A 22475-nucleotide genomic window follows, 5' to 3' on the forward strand; every position below is an offset into this window, starting at 1 on the left:
GAACGGCTTATGAACACGCTGACCTGACGGCTGACCGCTTTGTGGGTCAGTGGGTACAGTCACGATGTGGTCAAAGGCTTGCACCAGCATCTCGTCTTCGTGGCCTTCCACGTAGATGTTACCGACTGAATCAGCAGTGAATGCACCAGCAGTAATGTTGCCCTGAGTTTTGCCTTCGATGGCGATATAACAAGGAGTTGGCATTTTTCATTCCCTTTAAAAATTTGGAGGAGGTTGTGTACTACACGGTTAGAACAGCAAAGGGTGTGCCAGTCATGTAAATTAATAAAAACAGTAGGTTAGATTAAAAGCAAAAAGGGGAAAGCAAGGTGTTGCTTGTGGGTTGGGCGAAAAGTTGCTCAGCGAGCAAGATTTGGCCGAGACTCAGGTAGGAATTTAACCAGCGTATAGACTTATAAAAAAATAACGCTGGGAAAGGTTCATGCGCGCTGACGAATTAAAACAATACCATACCTTCTTCACCACCCCGATTCTGGCAATGGGACAGAGCATTCCGGGTGAAAGCGATCTGCGGATCAACGAGACTGCCACGCGTGCCCGGGCGGGACTATTGAATGTGTTATCCGCGGTCACTATGGTGATCCTGCTGGTTCGCCCTGAGTGGGATCCTGTGATTTATGTTGGCCCTTATGTGATTTTCGACATGTTGATGGCGGCGATGTTCGGGCTGACGCCCTTAAGCCCGTCAGGATTGTTGGGAACGGCGATGACCATGCGCTCCAAGGCCATTTGGAAACCGATAAAGCCCAAACGTTTTGCATGGAGCCTCGGGGCCATTATGGGGAGCACCTGCCTGACATTTCGCTTACTGGAAATGCCGGACATCTGGCTGTTTGCTGTGTTGGGTATCTGCTTTATGTTGACCTGGCTGGAAGCGGTACTGGGTTTCTGTGTGGGCTGTTGGATGCATGCCAAGATGTTTGGTTGCGAAACCTGCGCCTTGGATTGACGTATTGAAAGAAGAAAGGCGCGGAGCTCCGCGCCTTTGGCTTTGGTTGCGAAGATTCGTTAACTGAAATTCAGTACCTGCCCCTCAGCGCGGCGGCTCACCGATTTGTATTCCACTTTGGAAATGACAGTATCTTCCGTATCCAAGAGCTCAATCACCGTGCCTTTATTCGAAAGCGCTGCCCCGCCGCCCCCTGCGCGAACAACAATTTTATGCTCACGACCCGGTGGCAACTTGGTTTTCTCACGAAGCACTGTGGTGCCGGATTTAGTCCGTATTTGCCAGCCAGTGACGTCAATCAGTCCCGGCGTTTCATTTCGAATGGAGACCCACTCATTTTGATCGCCGACACCCGGTGGATTTGGCATCGCAGAAGCAATGACCACATCGCCTTCGTCATACAGCAAGACATCGGTATTGGAATGCGGAGCCAATAACGGATCGCGATTATCACGACTTTTAAGTACCGGATAGAAAGAGCGCAAATGGAAGCCGCGATCTTGGTTTTTCAGCGTCTCGCGGTATAGCACCAAATCGTAGCGCCAGCCGTTGATGGCTGCTCTGCGCTTGGATTCGCCATCAAAAAACGACAGTGGCTGCGTGTCGTTGCGAAAGCTTTCAAATGTCAGCATGGTGCCCAGTGCCAAGAGGCATTCCGGGCTCATACCCACGAAGAATCCACCTTTCTCTTTCCATGCGATCTTCTCGCCCACGCGCCAGCTCATCGCCAATGTCGCCACATCGGTATTCAGGTTTCCTTCTGGGCCATCATAGAAAGAGCCTAAGTACTCCAAATCGGCTTTTCCGCCGCTACCATTTTGCTCATCCCAGAAGAACTTCGCCCAGAAGTGATAACCCCCGATTTCATAGCGAGAGCCCTCACGCTTAATCTCGCCAAGAAAAACATGCTCAAAGCCTGAAGCATGTTTCACCTGACGGTTGCCAAAGTTGTTGGTATAGAGCCCGAACCAAATATTTCTTACCGTTTCGCGAAAGGTCTCGATGCTGGTCAGGTCTATGCACTGTCCTTCACCAAAGGTGGTACTGGTAAAAGGCATTTCGGTGAGTTTGGCTTGGGCAAATCCAAGACCGCCCTCACTTTGATCATCCGTGATGTATTGGTAGACCGACTCCATGAGTGAAATTCTGTCTTCATCGTCGTAGCGGGCAAAACAGGTATCGAGGAAATGCTCAATCTCGGCCAGTTCAACATCGCTGTATTTCTCTTCGTCGCGTTCAAGCTCGTTGTAGTTATCAATCAACCGTTTAAACGCCTGATAAGAAGGCAGGAACATCAGCTTGTCGGTATTCACTTCATCGAAGAGGAAGAACTTGGCCAAATCACGCTTACCCGGCCGACGGTATCCTTGCTCATAGAGGCGGATATCTGCGTTCTCGTTCATCCAGCGACCATCTGCAAGACGGGTGACATCGAAGCGGTTGTCATCGGCATCCCAAAGCTCCTGGACGATATCGGTGTATTTTCCGCGGTTATCCACGATGTCAGTCGGCGATTCGATAGGGCGCATTTCTGGCGTGTCGATATCGTTTGATGTGGTGAAGTTGTTTGGGGAGTAGAACATGGGGTTCGTATCGTAGAGCGCTTGCTGGAAATAGAGGTCAGTGAGCTCTGTGATTTGGGTGAGCGAAACCTGATAGCTTTCCAGATTCAGGGTATTCCGACCGTCATGATCGTCCCAGAATTCGCTTTGCTTCATCAAAAACGCGCGGCATTGAAGTTCGCCACCTTTGGTGAACACAATCACTTTCCAGAATGCAGATGGAATATAAGTGCCTCGGTAAGGTTGGTCATTGATGGTGTTGATTGGGCCAGTGAACACAGAAAGTTTATCGTCGAGGTCTTCTTCTTCCAGCAACCAGTTTTCCAGTTCCAGCCATTCATCCTGGTTGAACTTCGCGTGCTGCAAATTGGCGTTGGTATAGAAAAAAGAGTCTTTGTTCGCCTGACTTGCCTCCGGGCGGGAGCCCCAGGTAATCGCCGCGCGACGCACCATATGGCCACGGTCCCAAACGTTGTTTTTATAAACCTCAGGGCCAGCCTGATAATCAATATCGACGCGGGGGTCGAGCTTCCATCTCGCGCGTTTCAAGCTCATGAGTGTTTGCCTGTCGATATTGTGGGCGGTGTAGAACGCCATTTTTGTTTCACGGTTCATCACCAGTGAAAAGTGTTCATAGTGCAAAGGCTCACCGTATTCCCAAGCCACCTCTAACAGGCTCTCGCCCAGTCGTGGCAGTGAAACAGGAACACTCAAAAACTCGGTATTAAATCCTTGTGAAGGCATGGCAGTCACCTCTCGCTGTCATCATGAAGTGATACACATTAGTCAGCGTTTATGTCGCTATTGTTTTAACTAAGGATGAATAACCCATTTTGCCTACAACTGAGACGTTATCTCATGCTTGCTTTGACAGATGTGGGGAAGCTCGCGCGAGCTGCACAGCGTGATAGACTCTCATTCTGCCCAATAGGAAGTGAAAAACGACCATGCTCGAAAAAGAAAACATGCTCAAACTGGCGAGAATGAAAATGCCTTTTGGCAAATACGCCGGAAGGGTGTTGATTGACCTACCAGAAGAATATTTGCTTTGGTTCGACAAGCAGGGATTTCCCAAGGGAGAACTGGGGCAATTGCTTGCCTTGTGTCTTGCACTGAAAATTGAAGGTCTGGATGCTGTCGTTAAACCATTGAAAGATTTCTAGAAAAAACGCGAGTCGGAAGACTCGCGTTTTCTCTGCATGAAGGTGAATTACACCCACATAAACTCATCTGCAGCTGGCGGCATAGGAGGCATTGGTTCAGTCGTACCGCAACCACATGCAGTTTCACCATGGCCGCCATGTTCACCAGTACCATGCTCACCAGAGCCATGACCGTCATGCTCACCAGTCAACCAACCCATGCCCATTTCTGAGTGGGAAAGACCATCGACTGTGTTGCCGAACACTTCGTTATTCAAGTGCTCCCATCCATCAACGACGGGTACAAAAATACCGTCATGGATTACGTCGTCGAACACAAAGCTCTGTGCATCATCAAGCAGTAATGGTGCTTGAGAAATGTGGTTTTCGCCGATGACGCCTGTCAGCAGTTCGCTTGTCGCTTCAGAGACGACTTTGATAGGAATTTGAAGAAGCTCGATGTCGTGCTCCAAGTGCATTGCAAGGTGCTCTTCCGCCGTTTCAACGATTTCACCCACACCTTCTTTGATGATCTCAGGCACGCAGTGTGCGTTGCCTTCAGCAACCGCTTCAACCACTTCGCCTGTAGTATCGATCACTTCACCAACCGCTTGACCAACCTGAGCCACGTTCATTGCAAAGTGGTGGGTGACAATCTCAGCCGCATCAGTCACACCGTCCACCACTGTGGCAACGGCGGCCGTGATGCCGTTGATTATCGGTATGTCCGCGGTAGCCTCTGCAATTTTGTCTCCAACCCAACTGATGCCTTCATCGATGGCGCTGACTGCTGTACTTACAACGTTCGCAATGCCCGTCGTGACTTCTGCAATCGCTTCGCCGACTTTAGAAATTGCCTCACCGATTCCACTAAATAGATTTGCAAAGAATCCCATTTTAAATTTCCCCTTTTGTCGTGAATGTTATTCACGTTTTCTTTTCGTTGTCTCGTACTGCTAATCCGAGCCCTGCTTTTGCAAATCGCTGGAATGACAATCCAACGGCCTGCGGTCCTTTCTCTATGTGCCCTTCCTTTTGGGTAGAGAGCAGCAGGCTAAATTGGCCTGCGCGGCACATAAAAAATACTGTTCAATTAGACGAAGGAGGACAACAGAAAAGTCAGTTTTCACTAGGGTTTAATGCGTTGATTTTTCACAAGGAATCAAGTGGCTCGATGGCTGAAAACCACTGTAAAAATTGATAGAAGACTGAGCCAGTATGAAAGTTGAATGAGGGAAACATCGAAGGGGTTATCAGCCAATTTTCTTTCTAAATGACGAGATAGGCGTGCATTTTTTTATGCCTGAGCAAATAGCAATATAACCGGTATGGTTATGGCTCGTATCAGTTCTGCTAGAAATCACGCTTTTCTGGACAGTTTTAAGGCTGACTCCTGACAGGAGTTCAGTTGAAAAAAAGCCCTTCTTGAGAAGGGCAAAAGTAAGGATGGGTAATACTATTAATCTTGTAAGTCTTCGATGTCGTACTGCGCGTCAGCAAGCGCATCATCAACCGACTTTCCGGTTAACCAGATAGACTGCAGCTCTCGGTTGAGCACATCCTGAATCGCACCGTATTTCTTTGACGGCGGGTTGTCCTTCGCGATCACAGCGGTTTCAAGGTATTCATCACGGTGAGGCAAGCTCTGATAAGCGTCGGCTTCTAGCACCGAGTTGCGTACTGCCATGTGTCCCGTGCGTGCCCAATCGATATTGTGGTCGTTGATCCACGCCATCAATTTCATTGCTGCTTCAAAAATCTCAGGGTCTTTTTTCACGGCTGCAGGAATTGCCCAAATGTGCGAGTCAGCCCAGGTTGCACCGTTGTCAAACAGTGTCGGGAAACTAGCGATGCGATAATGTGTTAGAGGAACCTTGGTGTCCGCAGCCTGCGCCGTGTAAAAGTCGACCACCCAGGTGCCATTGATCAACACTGCCGCATTCCCGTCGAGAAATGATTGCTGCGACTCGGCATAGTTGAGCTTGGGGTTGGCGTAGCTAGCATCAAACAAATCCGTCAGGACTTTTACCGCTTTACGGGCTTCCGGCGTGTCCACAGTCACACCTTCATCATCAAAGATGTTGCCGCCTTGCTGCCAGATCAGCGCAAGTGCAGTGCGCACGCCTAGCGGATATTGGGCAAAATCTGCGGTTAGATAGTCTTTGCCCGTTTTGTCTTTCATTTGCTTGGCGTGGGCAAATAACTCTTCCGGCGAACCTGGAAGCGTTGGGGTGCCATCAGGGTTGATCAAGCCAGCTTGCTTGAACAAATCGATGTTTAGGTGCCAGAGGTTTGCATGCAAGTCCATTGGCACACCATACGTTTTCCCTTTATAGGTAACGGCTTCTTTAGCGCTGTTGGCCCAATCGTTGGGGTCAATGCCTGCTTTGGCATAATCTTCTGCAGAGATTTCCGCCAGAATGCCAACGCCTGCAAATTCCGGCAGTCGGTGTTTATGCATCACATGCACATTTGGTGGCGTGCCACCTGAGTAGGATGCTTTTATCTGGTCGTAATAATTGCCCCAGTCGGTCGGCAGTGTTTTTACGCTGATCCCGTTTTTCTCATCGCTGAAACTGCTAATGATTGATTGGATAATACAGGCTTCGCCAGTGGCGTCCGCGACGTTGGCAGGTGCGTCTTCACAGGCACCGAAGAAACGTCCTAAGGTGATTTCCTTGTCGGCAGCTTGCGCACTGCCAAGCGCAGAGACTGTGAGCAGCGTTGCCAAGGTAAGTGTTTTCATACTGACTCCTTGCTATGAATGATGGGCGCTCAGTCCCACCTACTTCTCTCCTCCAAGGGCGAACCCCTGGATGATATGTTTTTGGAAAATGAGATAGGCAATGATGACGGGTAGTGATGCAAACACACCGGACGCCATCAGCCGTCCCAACCCTTCAGATTGCGCGAAGTTGCTTTGGATGGAGGCAAGTCCAACCGTGATGGTGAACATATCTGGCTGCTGGGCAGAAACCAGCGGCCATAAGTAGTCGTTCCATGAATACAGAAACGTAATGATGCCGAGTGTTGTTAATACGGGGCGGGCAAGCGGTAAGTAGACATACCAAAATGCCTGAAACGGAGAAACCCCCTCGAGTTTCGCTGCTTCCTCCAACTCGTTCGGCACGTCACTGAAAAACTGGGTCATCATGAACACGCCAATAGGCAGCGCGACACGCGGCAGGATCAACGCGGCATAAGTATTGTGCCAACCCAGATCGGCAAAAAAGGTATATAGAGGGATAAATATCGCTTGTTCTGGAACCACCAAACCCGCCAGGACTAACGCATAGAGCGCATGCTTACCGAAAAAGGGAATACGTGAAAAGGCGTAACCCGCCATGCTTGAAATGGCCAATACCAATAAGGTGGTTAAGCCAGAAACAATCACGCTGTTGAGAAACCAGCCCGGTGTTTTCCCTAGTTCAAACAGTGCCTTGTAGTTGTCCAAGGTGAACGGAAAAGGGAGGAGGCCATACAGGGTATGCCCTGTGTCCCTTGCCAACAATTCATTGGGCTGAAATGAGAGTGAAAACATCCACATCAAGGGGGCCATCCATACGGCGGCGAGCACCACCATTAAGGCCAATAGTAGGGTTTGCATGCTGCGGTAATTCATCGCTCGTCCTCATTCTTGTTGATTTTCATTTGAATCACACTGAACACCAGCATGAGAACGAAGAGCACCATCGCCATGGCTGAGGCATAACCGACCTCGGAATCGCGGAAAGCGGATTGGTAGATGTAACGTACCAGCACCTGGGTACTGTCACCCGGGCCGCCATTGGTCATCAGGTGGGACTGTCCAAAAACCTGAAAGTGGAGAATGATTTGCATGATGACCACAAATGAGGTGGTTCGTTTGATGGAAGGCAGCACGATATACCAAAGTAATCGCCATCCTTTTGCCCGATCCAGCCTGGCGGCTTCCAACCTGTCTGCAGGAATGCTTTGCAGACCCGAGAGAAAAACCACCAGCGCAAAGCCGAGTGACCACCAAATGGTGGTAATGACGATGGCAGGCATGGCAAGGGATTGGTCGGTGAGCCACGCAGGGGCTGAGAAGCCCAAATCACGTAGGATGTTAGAGATGAAGCCTTGATTCGGGCTGTACATCATTTGCCAGATAAGCGTCACCACGGTAACGGATAGCACCTGGGTGCCAAAGAAAATTGTCCGCAAGATTGCGGCCGAGCGTGTGGGTTGGTTGAGTCGCATTGCCAAAATCAGCGAGAGAAAGGTAATTGAAGGCACTGTGAAGGCAACAAACTGTAAAGTGTTGCCCACTGAGGTCCAGAAACGTCTGTCACCCACGCGAGCGCGTCCTTCTGGTCCCCATCCCATGGCAAAAACAACAAACAGGACGGCAGCCACAATTACGATTAGCCGCCAGGCGTAAAGCTTGTTGGCCCGGTGCCAATAAAAGGCCAGCAAGCCCAGCAAACCTGCCAACGCAACCCTGAGCCATAGTAGCTGTTCCCATTCGAAATCCCAGCGTCGAGGCAGTAACAGCTTGGCGTAATTTTTCACCCCGACAAACGTTTTGCTATCCTGATTAAAGGCGACTTCAAGCAGGTTCCAGTCGTGAAGGCTGATCCAGAAGCCTTTGGCAAACGGGTACAGCAAAAACAAGCTGAACAACACCATGTAGGGCAAGATAAAAAGGTATCCGGTGATCTTTTCTTTTGTTCTATAACGCATGATGACTGCCTTTTGGTTCTGCTAGGCACTGACGTATCAGCGCAATTTCTGCCTCATCAAAAGGTCGCCCTTCTTCATCCAGCAAGTCGTGAAACCAGAGCCCTTCTTGTGTCGGAAGCACTTCCACCCAAGGCCAGGGAAGCCAGGTTTGGGTTTTTCCTCTCACCAAACCCCATTGGAAAACGCCGATATCCTTTTGTTTAAGCGTAGGAAGTTGTGTCTGATAGGTCGAACCCAGGTGTCTCGCCATCCATTCTGTACAAAGCACGGGACGTTGATATTGGCTGACAATATCTGTGATGCGTGTCATCGCTTCCGGGGGAACATAGGCGTGAAAAGTGATGATGTCTGATTCCGACAATGCCAAGTGGTCAGTGGGGTGGCTGAACGGTGTGTCCAACTCCACATGCCAGGCGGCCACAGTCAGAGGTTGCTCAGGGCCAATATGCCTTGCCCATTCAAACATCTTTTGGGTAAGAGCGTGGCTGTGTGCTTCGAGCGCTTCATCAAATTCACGGTGTATCCCGTCCTTAAACAGCATCCGATTGGTGGGCTCGTTGTAGAGATCCCAAAGCACCACTCTTGGGTCTTGCCCGAAGTGTGACAGCACATCTTTGGTGTAGCGTTCGATATCTGGCCAGATTGCAAGGTTCATGACATGTTCGCGACCGGGAGAGGCAAGCGCTCGACTGTTATGGACGCCTGGCACAGGCGCTGGTTGTTCGCCATAGTGCGGCGTTTCACCGCTGAACTCGCAGTCATCGAGCAAAGTTAGGATCACCTTGATGTTGTTCGACTGACAAACACCGAGAAAGGCTTCGATATGGGCAAAGAGTGCGTCTCGTTCTTGTTGCCAAACCACAAAAGGCAAATTGGTGCGAAGGGCATTGAACCCGATTTCTTTCGCCCAGCAGAGTTCTTGCTCAATGGTGGCCAAATCAAAGGTCTCTGCCTGCCACATCTCATTCCAGTTCACGGCAGTGTGTGGGAGGTAATTGAAGCCACAAAGCCAGCCGTGTTGCTCTCGCCACTGCTTCGCTTGTTCTTTATTCCAACGTTCCCTTTGTGTGGTTCGCATTTTTGTATTTACCCTGATATGGAGTTCTCATTAGGTAATAATTTAGCTAATATTATTAGTTGCGCGAGTTATTGTGACGGAAATGTGATCTTGGATTGTGTTCTGATAAAGATACGCTAACATTTAATGTAAACGTTTCCATTGTTGTTGGTAGCAGTGGTTCGCCCTGCTAGCAGTTGCTAAGACGGCTTTGATATTGCCTGTTATGGAAATCAAATAGGGCATGTCGTCTGGTCAGTTTTGAAACGGAGTTTTTAGGGAAAGCCATGTCAAATCTTGTGTTTAACCCAGTTGATCATCCTCACCGACGCTACAATCCCTTGACTGGGCAATGGGTGTTGGTGTCTCCCCACCGCGCAAAACGTCCGTGGAGTGGGCAAGATGAGAAGCCCGTTAATTCGGCGTTGCCTGACTATGATGAGCAGTGTTTTCTTTGCCCTGGCAACGTGCGGGTCTCCGGTGATCAGAATCCTCAATACGAAAGCACTTATGTGTTCGACAATGATTTTGCTGCACTGATGCCAGACACCCCTGATGCGCCGAAAGCCGATAATCCGCTATTCAAAATGGAAGGGGCGAGGGGGCTCAGTCGGGTGATTTGCTTCTCGCCTGACCACAGTAAAACCTTGCCGGAACTTCCCCTTACCACTATTCGCGACGTGATTGAGACTTGGTCTGAGCAAATAGAATCGCTGGGTAAAACCTACCTTTGGGTACAAGCATTTGAGAACAAAGGCGAAGCCATGGGATGCTCGCAACCCCATCCACACGGTCAGATCTGGGCCAACAGTTTTTTACCGAATGAAATCGCCCGGAAGGAAATCTTTCTGAAGGCTTATCATAAAGAGCAAGGTTCGAACCTGTTGCTCGATTACGCGAAGGCAGAATTGGCGGACGGCTCCCGCACCGTGGTGGAAACCCAGCACTGGCTGGCAGTGGTTCCCTATTGGGCGGCATGGCCATTTGAAACCCTGTTGATGCCGAAAGTATTGATACGGCGAATGGGGGAGTTGAATGACGAACAACGCGACGATTTGGCGTTGGCACTGAAAAAGCTGACCAGCCGTTATGACAACTTGTTCCAGTGCCCTTTCCCCTATTCGATGGGGTGGCACTATGCGCCTTTTTATGAGGAAGGGACGGACATTGATCACTGGCAGTTACATGCGCATTTTTACCCGCCTCTGCTTCGCAGTGCTACGGTGCGAAAGTTCATGGTGGGGTATGAGATGTTGGCAGAAACCCAACGAGACCTGACACCAGAACAAGCCGCTGAACGTCTTCGTGCCGTCAGCGATGTCCATTACAAAGAATGCGTCGAACAGGCAGGGAATGGCCAATGAATAACCTCATCCACACCGTGCAACAGGAGTTCCACGCCAAGTTTGGTTACAAGGCTGAATATCTGGTTCAGGCGCCTGGACGCGTCAATCTGATTGGGGAGCACACCGACTATAATGATGGCTTTGTACTGCCTTGTGCGATCAACTATCAGACCGTTGTGGCGGCTTCTCCGCGTCAGGACAACATCATCCGTGTGGTAGCGGCTGACTACGACAATGCGACGGATGAATTCTCACTTGATGAAGATATTGCTTTTCTGCCTGAGAAAATGTGGGCCAACTACATTCGGGGCGTTGTTGTGTGTCTCAAGCAACGTGGCTATGAGTTCAAAGGCGCCGATCTGGCGGTGAGTGGTAACGTTCCGCAGGGGGCTGGATTGAGCTCTTCTGCTGCCCTGGAGGTGGTGATTGGTCAAACTTTCAAGACCCTCTACCAACTGGATATTTCCCAGTCGGACATCGCACTGAACGGCCAGCAAGCGGAGAACGAGTTTGTGGGCTGTAACTGTGGCATTATGGATCAGTTAATTTCAGCCAAAGGGATGGAAGATCACGCTTTGTTGATCGATTGTCGAACGCTGCAAACCACCCCGGTTTCTATGCCCCAGGGTATGGCGGTGGTCATTATCAACTCCAACAAAAAGCGCGGTTTAGTGGACAGCGAATACAACACCAGACGCGAACAATGTGAAGAAGCGGCACGCTTTTTCGATGTGGTTGCCCTCCGCGATGTATCCTTGGAAACCTTCGAGCAAGCTGCTCACGAACTTGACGAAACCGTGGCGAAACGGGCGCGTCATGTAATCACCGAAAACGAAAGAACCCTTGCTGCTGCCTCAGCGCTACAACAAGGGGATTTGAAAGCGATGGGTGCTTTGATGGCGGCGTCTCATGCCTCGATGCGGGATGATTTTGAAATCACCGTCTCGGAGATTGATGCGCTGGTGGAGATGGTTAAGTCTGTTATCGGAAATGAAGGTGGCGTGCGCATGACTGGCGGCGGTTTTGGGGGCTGCATTGTTGCGTTGGTCGCGCCTGATGATGTGGAGGCGGTTCGGACTGTAGTCGCAGAAAGGTATCACGCTTTGACTGGCTTGAACGCGGATATTTATGTCTGTCAGGCAAAGGCTGGAGCGGGTAAAGTGAGAGAGTGATTGGTGATGTCATGAGTAACGATGCTGACTTGAAAAGGCTGGAACAGGCGTTCACTTCCGCGCCATCTTATGATGGATTGCCCGCCACATTGGTTCATCTCAAAAACAGCCATGGTATGACCCTATCCGTGATGGACGTAGGCGCCACTTGGCTAAGTTGCCGATTGCCTCTGACTTCGGGTTTTCGTGAAGTGTTACTGCATGCCCCCGACATGACAGCCCACCTTAAGCAAACCGCCTATTTTGGCGCGATCGCTGGGCGTTATGCCAACCGTATTGATGCCAGCCAGTTTTCTCTCGGTGATCGTACGTATTCCCTTTGCAGTAACGAAGGAAAAAACACTCTTCATGGCGGCAAAGAGGGGTTTGATAAACGCCGCTGGACGATAGCTACACAGAGTCATAACGCCGTCACATTTCATCTCGATTCAGAAGACGGTGATCAAGGATTTCCTGGAAACCTTTCTGCGAGTGTGACTTACCTGCTGGATGAAGATAACCGTGTCGAAATCCGGTATCAGGCTGAGTGTGACAGAGCTTGTCCCATCAATTTGACCAACCATGCATATTTTAACCTCGCGGGTGCGGGGTCAGGCGTCAAAAGCCTTGACCACATACTGATGATGGAAGCCAGTTATTATCTTCCTACGCGGAAAGATCTCATTCCTACCGGTGCGTGGAATCCCGTCAGCGAAACCGCCTTCGACTTTTCCGAACCCAAAGTCATTGGGCGTGATTTTCTGAGTGATGAAGACCAGAAAATCGCGAGGGGTTACGACCATGCCTTTATTCTCGACCCGGACGTGTGTGACGGCGAGGCATTGGCGGTGTCTTTGTTGGCACCGGATCGTTCTGTCATCATGAAAGTGAGCACGACAAAACCAGCTATCCAGTTCTACTCAGGCAATTTCCTTCAAGGAACGCCCGGTGAACATGGTGACTATGAGAATTTTGATGGTCTGGCGCTTGAGACCCAATACTTACCGGATGGGCCCAACCACCCAGAATGGGGCGAGAAAAGTGGGATACATCAGGCTTATCAGCCTTATCAGCATCGCACCGTGTATCAGTTCCTGTTCTGACACCAACACTCAGGGTTTGACGGAGGAGCTTCTCTTCACCAATTCGCCTTCAACTTTCTGTTTTTGCGAAAAAATGGGCTGCTGATTGATCAATGCACAGAGCGTATCAATCGCTTGTTTGCCCATTAGTGCATAGGGAAGTTCGACGGACGTCAATGTAGGAAAACTCTCGGAAGCGATGGGTTGGTCATCATAGCCGACGACGGCAATGTCATGGGGGATCTGGAGCCCTTTCTCTGCAATCGCATGGTAACAACCCATTGCCATGTAGTCGCTGCTACAGAAGATTGCCTCTGGTGGATTCTCCAACGCCAGTAAACACTTGGTTTGCAAGTACGCTTCTTTGGGCGACCAATTGGCTTCTTTGATGTAATGCTCTGTTGGCATAATGTCAGCGTCGACCAATGCTTGACGATAACCTTCCAGACGCTGCGAAGTCGCCAGCATCCAACTTTCACCGGTGAGGTGGGCAATACGCCGATAACCTTGCTTTATAAGATGCTGAACCGCTTTATACGCGCCTACCTTGTCGGCGGGCAGAATCGAAGGGGCAGAGTTCTCAGAAGGCTGAGAGCAATTGAGTAGCACCGTGGGTAAGCGGCTTTGTACTCGGCGGATACCTAATTCACGTGTCATGCTGGAAGCGTAAACCATACCGTGATAGTCACCACTGTTGATTTCCGCTTCAATCTTGCACGCCAGTTCTTCATCGTGTCGATAGTTGAAGGTAACAAGCACATAGTCATTGGCCCAGGCTTCTTCATGCGCACCGTTAATAGCGTCAATGAATGGATCGATGTTATTTAGCCCGTTAATCACCATGGCAATCTTTTTGGGGCGTCCCAGTGAATGCGCCACCTTTGGATTGGCATAGCCGAGCTTTTCAGCGGTGTCGAATACGCGCTGTTGGGTAGACTCAGCGATTTTCACAGAGTTTGAGCCGTTCAACACCAAAGATACGGTGGACTGGGAAACACCAGCGGCTGCGGCGATATCACTCATAGTGACTTTCTTATTCTTTTTCATAGGACCCTAAGAGACTAATATCTTTGAATCATATTATTAGCGACTTGACGACGAAGGTATAGCCAAAGGCTAAGAAGATAGGAACTTTTTTGGGAAATACGGAGCCTGTAGGCAATAGCAGACTCCATTGGCATCTCAATAGCCCCTAGTAACGAATCAATCGCTGTAGCTGGTGATGGTATCGAGATACAAATCCAATAGCGCCTGATCGTTCACTTTCACTGCAACATTCTGTGCACGGAAATCTGCCCAATCGTCGGTTTTGTGTTTCGTGTCTTTGTATTTCTGTAACGTTAAACCTTCCGCTGGGCCATCGCAGACGACACGAACAGCGCCTTGGCGCATCTCGAACAGGCTCGGGTCAATCACATACGCAATCGCGGAAGGGTCATGCACAAAACAGCCATCAACGCCCATACGTGATTTGTAGAAATCAAGGTAGAAGCGGCTGATATCCCACATAAACTCACCAACGTCTCCGCAAGTGTCGCGCAAGGTGTCGATGTAATCATTCGAGAAAAAGGCTTCGTGGGTGACATCCAGACCAATGACCGTCACTGGCCAGTCAGCGGTGAAAACGATATCGGCAGCATGGGGGTCATCATGGACATTGGCTTCCGCAAAGGGAGTGACGTTACCTGTATGTCCGTTTGTCCCAAACGCGCCACCCATGATCACCACCTCTTTAACCAGCTTGGTGATCTCCGGCGCATGCTTGAGTGCCATTGCCAGGTTAGTCAGGGGGCCGACAGCGACGAGTGTGACTTCACCCGGTGAGGCTGCCACTGTGTCGATGATGTATTGGTGGGCGGGTCTTGGATCGGCGCTGATGGTCGGGGCCTCAATGGCCACATCACCAAAGCCATTTTCGCCATGAACCGCCACGCTGGCTCCAACAGGTGGGCGTTGGAGTGGCTGTGATGAGCCTTTCGCAACATCACATTGAAAGCCAAAACGTTGTTTGAGATACAGCGCGTTGCGTGTGCTGATATCGATGTCTGCATTGCCATAAACAGTGGTTAAGCCAACCAACTCGATCGCAGGGCTCGCCTCGGCAAAGAGGATGGCCATGGCATCGTCGATGCCCGGATCAGTGTCTAGAATAATTTTTGTTGTCATTGTGAATATCCGGCAGGAAAACTTCCTATATTCTATGACGGCTTGCGGTACACCACTGTCTGTGAATTGACTTAATATTGTGATTCCGTTCAATATTCAGCAGCAAGCATGAGTAAGGTATATGCCTTTATTCAAGGAAGAACTAATAAATATGCAAAATTAGTTCTAAAAGCCAAATTTATGGACAAACAGGCGGGAGTGAGAACACGGCATTTGCCGCGCTCGAGATGGCTATTCGTCGATGCTAATACCAGCTTTAGCGGCGATGTCGGTTTCAAAACCATCAAGGCTCACCTGATTCTTCTTCAACCAGTATTTTTGAATACCTTCCGTTCCCTGTCGCTCAGACCACTTCGCCAGTTCGTCTCTGTCGCCTTCATAGCTATAGAAGGGCACAGACATTCCACAAGACGCCTGCACCATATCAATGTTCAGCAAGAAAATCTGACGGGACGCGATGCTTTCAGGAAACAGCGAAACATAGATTTCCCATTCCGGATCGTTACGGTGTAGTGCCCGCGCCTGACAATAGGTACGAAGGATCAACGGTGAGCCTTCAAACGCACACCACATCACCGTCATTCGCGTGTCTTTCAGCACATGTGCCGCTGACTCATTTCCGCTGCCTGTCAGGTTCAGCCATGCCAACGTTTTGTTGTTAATCACGCGTAAGGAGTCGCCACCTTTCGGAGAGATATTAACCGTGCCGGAGTCAGCTGCTGTGCCGACGAAATAGATTTTCTGCTGCTCGATAAAGCTGATTTGTTTGTCGCTGAGTGATTTGGTGGTTTGTCCCATTACTCTCTTTCCTTCCTTGTGGCTGAAGTTTAACCAACATAACACCCGGCGAACTAATGACCAATCCCCTCAGCCCTATTGAGATCTGTCTCTTACCAAAATATGAGTTCTGCGTGATGAATCGCTGTTTTTTATGGGAAATTTCTAGTGGGCGCTTCAATGCTTGCCTAGTCTGAAATGACAAGAAAGGAGATTCTACCCATGCTGGTGAAAGCAGCCCACAAAAGCTATATGAAAGCGTTGAAAGTCGCAGCGCGTGTCATTCCTATTCCGCGGCCGACGCTGTTTACCGGGGCGGAAAGTGCAGAGCAACTTTGTGAAGCTATCAGCCTGATGAATCTCGGCAAACTTCTGATTGTGACCGACGAAGCGCTAGTGGAGGTTGGGATTGTTGACCAGATTGAAACCTACCTGCATCGGCACGGGGTCGATTTTGCAAGGTTTGACAAAGTGACGCCTGACCCAACTTACCCTCAGGCAGAGGAAGGATTGGTGGTTTATAAACGGGAAAACTGTAAAGGTATTCTCGCAGTGGGCGGCGGTTCACCGATTGATTGTGCCAAAGTCATTGCTGCACGTGTCACCAACAACAAGGCAATCAAAAAGCTCGCAGGATTGTTGAAGGTATGGCGCACACCCGCTCCTTTGTTTGTGATTCCAACCACGGCAGGCACAGGGTCGGAAGTCACGGTCGCTGCAGTGATTTCAGATCCTGCTAGTCATCAGAAAACCCCGTTGATGGATCCGAAGTTGGTGCCTTTGATGGCAGCGCTGGACCCAAATTTAATGACGGGTTTGCCTCCCCACATCACCGCCGCAACGGGTATGGATGCATTGACCCATGCCGTTGAAGCCTATCTTTCGCTTAACGCCACCACAGAAACCGATGCGTATGCGACAGCGGCATTAAAGCTTATCCATGCCAACCTGATTGCAGCCTATAAAGACGGTCACTCATTGAAAGTCAGGTTCAACATGGCAATGGCATCCTATTACGCGGGTCTTGCGTTTACCAAAGCCAGTTTGGGTTATACCCATGCGATTGCTCATCACCTTGGGGCAAAGTATGGCACGCCGCATGGTGCAGCAAATGCGTTGGCACTACCCCATGTACTGGAAGCGTCTGTTCCGTCTGCCAAAGTGCGTATAGCTAACATGGCGAAAATGGTCGATGTTGGTGACGAAAGCTGGGACGACCAAACCAATGCCAGTGCTTTTGTGAATTACGTAGTGTCGTTGCAGGAATCCATGAACATGCCGCGCACCCTGCCAGAAATCCAACCGGAAGATATCACCCAGATAGCCAAAAATGCCATTCGCGAGGCGAACTGGAATTATCCGGTGCCGCACTATCTCTCTCTTGGCGAGTGCAAGCAGCTTATCGCCAAAATCAAAGGTTAGCCTTTCAGCGAAAACTGTCATTTCATCTTCCGCATGGTAGAATGCGCGCCCTTTGGTCAGCCGTACTTATTGCGGTTTTGCCATACTTTGTCTTCCTACAATGCCGAGATTTCTCATGTCATTCTCCAAACTGGGCTTGAGCCAACCTATCGTATCCGCCGTGACGGAGTTGGGTTACCAACATCCTACTGCTATTCAGGAAAAAGCCATTCCTGTGATTTTGCGTGGCGAGAACCTGCTGGCGACGGCGCAGACAGGTACGGGCAAAACGGCCAGCTTCCTTCTGCCACTAATGGAAATGCTGAGTCAGGGCGAAACTCAACGTAAAAAGCGTGTGCGTGCGCTGGTGCTGGCTCCGACCCGTGAACTTGCAGGTCAGGTGGAGAAGAATGCTAATGAATACGGCAAGCATTTATCGCTGAAAACACTGGCGATGTATGGCGGCACGGACTCAGCAACACAGAAGAAACGATTGATTGAAGGCGTCGATATTTTGGTGGCAACGCCTGGTCGCCTTTTGGACATGATGTCCCAGCGTGCTGTGCATTTTGATGAGCTGGAATGTCTGGTGTTGGACGAAGCCGATCGCATGTTGGACATGGGCTTTATTGAAGACATCAACAAAATCATCGAGCGCCTGCCTGTTGAACGCCAGAACCTGCTGTTCTCTGCAACCTTGTCAGACAAGGTTCGTTTTCTTGCTAAAACCGCTGTACCTAACCCAATTGAAATCAGTTCTGAAGGGAACAGTAAAGCGGACATTGAGCAATGGCTGACAACCGTAGACAAAGACAAGAAATCGTCGCTTTTAGCGCATCTCATCACCGAGAATGGTTGGGATCAGGCGCTGATCTTTATTGAAACCAAACATGGCGCCGCCAAGCTGGTGGAGCAACTGGGTAAGCGCGGCATTGAAGCAGAGTCTTTCCACAGCGGCCGCAGTCAGGCGATGCGCGAGCAGCTACTGGAAGATTTCAAATCCGGCAAGCTGAAATTCTTGGTTGCCACTGGTGTTGCAGCGCGTGGTATCGATATTGAAGAACTGAAGCGCGTGATCAACTATGACCTGCCATTCCCTGCCGATGACTACATTCACCGTATTGGTCGTACTGGCCGTGCGGGGGCAAAAGGCGAGGCAGTCTCTTTCCTTTCAAAAGACGATTTCAAGAACCTTTGCATGATTGAAAGCCGTCTGGGGCATTTGATTGAACGACGTGAAATCGAGGGCTTTGCTCCAAGAAAACCTGTGCCTATTTCTATTCTGAATTACGTGTCAAAGAATAAGCGAGAGCCAAAAGCGGGCGGCGAAAAGTCTGCGAAAAACAGCAAGCCAAAGCAGGATAGAAAACCATCAAGAAAGCCGCAATCCACCAAACGTATCGAGCGTAATGAGTCAGGTGTAGATCGCGCCAACCCTTGGGCAACACTGAGTCCGAAAGGGACGAAATAATCCGCATTGAAAAAGGAGCCAAACTGGCTCCTTTTTTGATCAACTCATCGCTGCGGCAAGGTTACGAATCCATCTTCCTGATTTGAGTCTCCAGAGACACACAACCAGCTTTAAGCCTTCTTCTACAAGTACTAAACCAAACAGGTAAGTGGCAGGCCATTGAAGCCAGTGAGTCAGCAAAAAGGCGCAGGGTAACAGCACAATCCATTGGGCGAAAATATCGGTAAACAGACAAAACGAGGCATCTCCGCCAGCCCTGAGTACACCCACGATAAGCATCATAGAAAGACTCTTTATGACCAATGAAAACGCCATAATGTCATAAAGGGTGAGTGCCAAAGCTTCTGCATTTGAAGGAACGTCATTGTGGAAGAACAGAGATACCAAAGGCGCTTTGAGCATCATTAATAACACCGCTGAACATACCCCAACCACTAAGCTGGTAATGAGGTTGGCACGCACAGTATCGGAAAGCTCGCCTTGCTGTTCTGCGCCCACTTTATTTCCTACCAGAATCGAACCTGCCGTTGCCAATCCAATCAATAGGGACATGGCTAGGGCTTCAATCGGTGCCAATACGGAAAGTGCAACCAGAAGATCCGCATCGCTATACCCAAGAATGGCGTGAAAGGCGAAAAGGCCAGCAGCCCAAACCACGCTGTTAATCGCGGCAGTGATTGAAAGCTTACCTACTATCTGAATGTCCCGGACTTTCAAAGTGATGAACTGTGCAGGGCGGATGATAGCAAGAGGGTGTTTGGTGAGTTTTAGGTAGCCAATGAGCAGCAGACACTCAACTACGGCGCTGATCAAAGTGCCGATGGCCGCGCCTTTTATTCCCATGGCTGGCATTCCCCAATGGCCAAAGATCAGAACCCAATTCAGGAGCAGATTGAGGACGACACCAATTAGACTCACTTTAGTGGCGATGCCGGGCTGGTGCATGGCACGTAGGCCGCATGCCAGAGATGATGTCACGGCAAAGCAGAAAAGGGTGAATGCAATGGGCTTGAGGTATTCGGCGCCTTTCGCAATAACATCAGGCGACTGGGTGCCCAATGCCATGAGTGCTTGCGGGAAAATGAACAGCAGAACGAAGAAACATGCCGCTGTCGCCAAGCTTAGCAACAGAGTGATTAAAACGGTGTTGAGGAGCTTTTTCTCGCCGCTTGCTCCCTTTTCGCCAAAGCATTGAGCAGCCTCCTGGCCGCCACCAATGCTCAAACCAATGTTGAAAAAACTGATGATCATTTGCGCTTTAGCAGCGAGGCCTACAGCAGCTATTTCTAGCTCTCCAATTCCACCAAGCATCAAGGTGTCAACGACACTCTTACTGGAAAATACTGCGGTTTGGAGAGCGACGGGTAAGGCGAGGGCGAATAAGCTAATGTTTTGTTTGGTCTAGCAGTGAGATTAGCGGTATTGCCAGAATATAATTTGGTAATGATAACTATTACCAACTAATCATCTGAGAAAGATAATGTGAAAGAAGTCGCACTGGAACGAGCGAAAGCTGTCTCAACGTAGATGTGCGCCGCACTAAGGGTCTATTGAGCTCCAAATTAACTTAATTTGTGTCATAAATGATGTCCATCTCAATAGCAGAATGCGTTGAGGTACTTTTTAACTATCAGCTATCCACTGCCTTTTGTTTGCTGATGACTCTCTTGTCACTGATATGTTGTCCTTTGGTGCACGGGAGAGGTTTCGTCAATACTTGGCGAACACCCACGCTGGACATTTCTCCCTACGAAAATAGGTTCAGCGTGGGTGGTTTCTTCCTTCTTTCTTTTCTTACTTCACACCGTATATTTCTGGATCTTCGATTTCATTTCGTCCGACAGCTCTTGCAGTGAGCTAGCAGCAATGCGGCTTTGCTCAGCGCCTGTTGCGGTTTGATCAGAGATGCCACTGATCACTGTGATGTTCTTGTTAATCTCCTCAGTGACCGAGCTTTGCTGCTCTGCGGCTGTCGCGATTTGTGTGTTCATGGCATTGATCTCATCCACACTCTTCAGAATACGGGTCAGTGCTTCACCAGCTTCCTGCGCCATTTGCACGGTTTCCTGTGCCTGTCCGTTGCCTTTCTCCATTCGTGACATCGCGTCTCTGCTGCCTTCCTGAAGCTGCTGAATCGTACGCTGAATTTCGATGGTAGAAGACTGGGTACGCTGCGCGAGAGAGCGCACTTCATCGGCGACGACCGCAAAGCCACGGCCCTGATCGCCAGCGCGTGCGGCTTCAATGGCAGCATTTAGAGCAAGCAGGTTGGTTTGTTCTGAGATCTCCTGAATGGTATCGACCACACTGCCAATGGCGTCGGTGTGTTTTTGAAGTGACTGCATGGCATCGACGGTGGTTTTAAGGTCTTGCGAAAGATGCTCAATCATTTCAATGCTTCGGAGCACCACTTTCTGACCATCAGAGGCGGCGGTGTCAGCCTCCTGCGATGCGGTCGCTGCATAGGCTGTGTTGTTAGCAACCTCGTGGACGGTCGCGGTAAATTCATGGATGGCGGCGGCAATCATCTGGGTTTGCGCTTGCTGATCCAATACGTTTTTCTGGGTTTGGTTAGTGACCACGGCACTTTCTGATGCAGAGGTGGCGATCAATCCCGTGGAGTCGAGTGTGGATTTCACCACGTTTTGGAAACTGCCCACCAGGCGGTTGACGTAATCCGCAATCCGGGCGAATTCATCGCGCCCCTCAATATCGACACGACGGGTTAAGTTCCCACGCGTGATCGCCCTGGAGGTGGATTCAAGCTCTGAAATAGCCTGATTCATGCGGGAGATGATCTTGGTAAAAAGCGCACCCAAAACAATCAGTGAAAGCACGATGGTGGTGCCGACAACCCAAAGAAAATGGCTGACATTTTCCAGCGCCAGCTGGTAGTTGGTGCGGCCTTCCTGATTTTGAAGGTTTAGGAAAGCTTCGGCTTCGGCTGAGATATCCTCAAACAGCGGGTTGATGGTGTTGAGTAGTACCAGATTGGCAGTTTCAAACTGACCAGCTTTCAGTGCATTCACCGCAGGCACAAAACCACGGTCTGTAATGGTATCCAAAATCTCGACCATACGGTTCACTTCACGGCGTTCTTCACTGTTCAGCTCGGAAGGAACAATCTCGTTATCAACAGTGTGATGCAAGGTATCCAGCGCTTCACTGATTTGTGCGTAGTGAAGATCAATGGGGTGATCATGCAGGTTTGCAAATTTACTGGCCGGATCATGCTGCATGGCGAGCAACAGGTGGCTGCGTGCATCACCCAGTTCATCAAGGATATTTCCCGCACGAATGGCGTGCTGCATACCTTGTGAGAAAAGATCGTCCATCGATTGGGCTGCACTGTTCATCCCGGAAATGCCTTTGTAGCCGATAAAACAGAGCGCCAGTGCAACCAACAAAACGATCCCTTTCAGTTGGTAGGTGACCGAATGAAACTTCGCAAAAAATCCTTCTTCCTTCCTTTTTGTTGTCATGGTGATTTTCTCCAATGCGCTGATATGCAACCAGTATAGAAGCTGCCTGAGAAACCACTGACGGTAAAATTGATTTAGATCAATGACTTGTTGCGATATAAAAAAGCGCGCTGCGTTTTGTTGTATTGGTCACATCAATATCTTCGCTATCGGAAAATCAGCGT

General features: G+C 49.8%; 19 protein-coding genes. 7 read left to right on the forward strand and 12 right to left on the reverse strand.

Features of this window, described 5'->3' with window-relative positions:
* A partial coding sequence (gene tssD, locus G5S52_RS14475; protein ID WP_165015054.1) for a type VI secretion system tube protein TssD occupies window positions 1-204 on the reverse strand: 204 nt, incomplete at its 3' end.
* A 238-nt stretch (window positions 205-442) separates the two neighbouring features.
* Between tssD and G5S52_RS14480 the strand changes: the two genes are divergently transcribed.
* Window positions 443-970 (forward strand): DUF4395 domain-containing protein, encoded by a 528-nt coding sequence (locus G5S52_RS14480; protein ID WP_165015056.1) that lies wholly within the window; start codon window positions 443-445, stop codon window positions 968-970.
* A gap of 59 nt (window positions 971-1029) precedes the next feature.
* On the opposite strand, the gene G5S52_RS14485 is transcribed toward G5S52_RS14480, so the two are convergent.
* A complete protein-coding gene (locus G5S52_RS14485) occupies window positions 1030-3276 on the reverse strand; it encodes a DNA/RNA non-specific endonuclease (protein WP_165015059.1) in 2247 nt (748 codons plus the stop codon).
* Between the two features lie 203 nt (window positions 3277-3479).
* Here G5S52_RS14485 and G5S52_RS14490 point away from each other — a divergent pair, with 203 nt between their 5' ends.
* Window positions 3480-3695, forward strand: coding sequence for a DUF3820 family protein (locus G5S52_RS14490; RefSeq protein ID WP_165015062.1), 216 nt, complete (start codon window positions 3480-3482; stop codon window positions 3693-3695).
* Window positions 3696-3742: 47 nt separating this feature from the next.
* Here the strand turns inward: G5S52_RS14490 and G5S52_RS14495 are convergent, their stop codons facing one another.
* From G5S52_RS14495 to G5S52_RS14515, 5 genes are all read right to left on the reverse strand, one after another.
* Window positions 3743-4570 carry a phage tail family protein gene (locus G5S52_RS14495; RefSeq protein WP_165015065.1) on the reverse strand — a complete coding sequence of 276 codons (828 nt, stop codon included), beginning with the start codon at window positions 4568-4570 and terminating at the stop codon, window positions 3743-3745.
* A 563-nt stretch (window positions 4571-5133) separates the two neighbouring features.
* Complete coding sequence (locus G5S52_RS14500) at window positions 5134-6420, reverse strand: extracellular solute-binding protein (protein WP_165015068.1); 1287 nt, start codon at window positions 6418-6420, stop codon at window positions 5134-5136.
* Window positions 6421-6459: 39 nt separating this feature from the next.
* Window positions 6460-7296, reverse strand: coding sequence for a carbohydrate ABC transporter permease (locus G5S52_RS14505; protein WP_165015071.1), 837 nt, complete (start codon window positions 7294-7296; stop codon window positions 6460-6462).
* A complete protein-coding gene (locus tag G5S52_RS14510) occupies window positions 7293-8378 on the reverse strand; it encodes a carbohydrate ABC transporter permease (RefSeq protein WP_205743913.1) in 1086 nt (361 codons plus the stop codon). The genes G5S52_RS14505 and G5S52_RS14510 overlap by 4 nt, the downstream gene beginning before the upstream one ends.
* Window positions 8368-9456, reverse strand: coding sequence for a cellulase family glycosylhydrolase (locus tag G5S52_RS14515; protein WP_165015074.1), 1089 nt, complete (start codon window positions 9454-9456; stop codon window positions 8368-8370). The genes G5S52_RS14510 and G5S52_RS14515 overlap by 11 nt, the downstream gene beginning before the upstream one ends.
* 266 nt (window positions 9457-9722) lie before the next feature.
* Here G5S52_RS14515 and G5S52_RS14520 point away from each other — a divergent pair, with 266 nt between their 5' ends.
* Genes G5S52_RS14520 through galM form a run of 3 tightly spaced genes read left to right on the forward strand, consistent with a single transcriptional unit; the run spans window position 9723 to window position 13035 of the window.
* Window positions 9723-10799 (forward strand): UDP-glucose--hexose-1-phosphate uridylyltransferase, encoded by a 1077-nt coding sequence (locus G5S52_RS14520; protein WP_165015077.1) that lies wholly within the window; start codon window positions 9723-9725, stop codon window positions 10797-10799.
* A complete protein-coding gene (gene galK / locus G5S52_RS14525) occupies window positions 10796-11953 on the forward strand; it encodes a galactokinase (protein ID WP_165015080.1) in 1158 nt (385 codons plus the stop codon). The genes G5S52_RS14520 and galK overlap by 4 nt, the downstream gene beginning before the upstream one ends.
* A gap of 11 nt (window positions 11954-11964) precedes the next feature.
* A complete protein-coding gene (galM, locus tag G5S52_RS14530) occupies window positions 11965-13035 on the forward strand; it encodes a galactose-1-epimerase (RefSeq protein WP_165015082.1) in 1071 nt (356 codons plus the stop codon).
* Window positions 13036-13044: 9 nt separating this feature from the next.
* Here galM and G5S52_RS14535 read toward each other — a convergent pair whose 3' ends face one another.
* From G5S52_RS14535 to G5S52_RS14545, 3 genes are all read right to left on the reverse strand, one after another.
* Window positions 13045-14037: a LacI family DNA-binding transcriptional regulator gene (locus G5S52_RS14535; protein WP_205743914.1), complete on the reverse strand. Its 993-nt coding sequence runs from the start codon at window positions 14035-14037 to the stop codon at window positions 13045-13047.
* A gap of 180 nt (window positions 14038-14217) precedes the next feature.
* Window positions 14218-15180, reverse strand: coding sequence for a nucleoside hydrolase (locus G5S52_RS14540; protein WP_165015088.1), 963 nt, complete (start codon window positions 15178-15180; stop codon window positions 14218-14220).
* Between the two features lie 231 nt (window positions 15181-15411).
* Window positions 15412-15978, reverse strand: a complete 567-nt coding sequence (locus G5S52_RS14545) for a pyridoxamine 5'-phosphate oxidase family protein (RefSeq protein WP_165015091.1) — start codon at window positions 15976-15978, stop codon at window positions 15412-15414.
* Window positions 15979-16179: 201 nt separating this feature from the next.
* Between G5S52_RS14545 and G5S52_RS14550 the strand changes: the two genes are divergently transcribed.
* Together G5S52_RS14550 and G5S52_RS14555 are read left to right on the forward strand one after the other, a co-directional pair.
* Window positions 16180-17379, forward strand: a complete 1200-nt coding sequence (locus G5S52_RS14550; RefSeq protein ID WP_165015094.1) for an iron-containing alcohol dehydrogenase — start codon at window positions 16180-16182, stop codon at window positions 17377-17379.
* A gap of 115 nt (window positions 17380-17494) precedes the next feature.
* Window positions 17495-18829, forward strand: a complete 1335-nt coding sequence (locus G5S52_RS14555; protein WP_165015097.1) for a DEAD/DEAH box helicase — start codon at window positions 17495-17497, stop codon at window positions 18827-18829.
* Between the two features lie 39 nt (window positions 18830-18868).
* Here the strand turns inward: G5S52_RS14555 and G5S52_RS14560 are convergent, their stop codons facing one another.
* Together G5S52_RS14560 and G5S52_RS14565 are read right to left on the reverse strand one after the other, a co-directional pair.
* Window positions 18869-20218 carry an MATE family efflux transporter gene (locus G5S52_RS14560; RefSeq protein ID WP_165015511.1) on the reverse strand — a complete coding sequence of 450 codons (1350 nt, stop codon included), beginning with the start codon at window positions 20216-20218 and terminating at the stop codon, window positions 18869-18871.
* A gap of 410 nt (window positions 20219-20628) precedes the next feature.
* Window positions 20629-22311, reverse strand: a complete 1683-nt coding sequence (locus G5S52_RS14565) for a methyl-accepting chemotaxis protein (protein WP_165015100.1) — start codon at window positions 22309-22311, stop codon at window positions 20629-20631.
* Window positions 22312-22475: the final 164 nt, after the last annotated feature.

The sequence above is a fragment of the Grimontia sedimenti genome (assembly GCF_011045095.1).
GTDB lineage: Bacteria > Pseudomonadota > Gammaproteobacteria > Enterobacterales > Vibrionaceae > Enterovibrio > Enterovibrio sedimenti.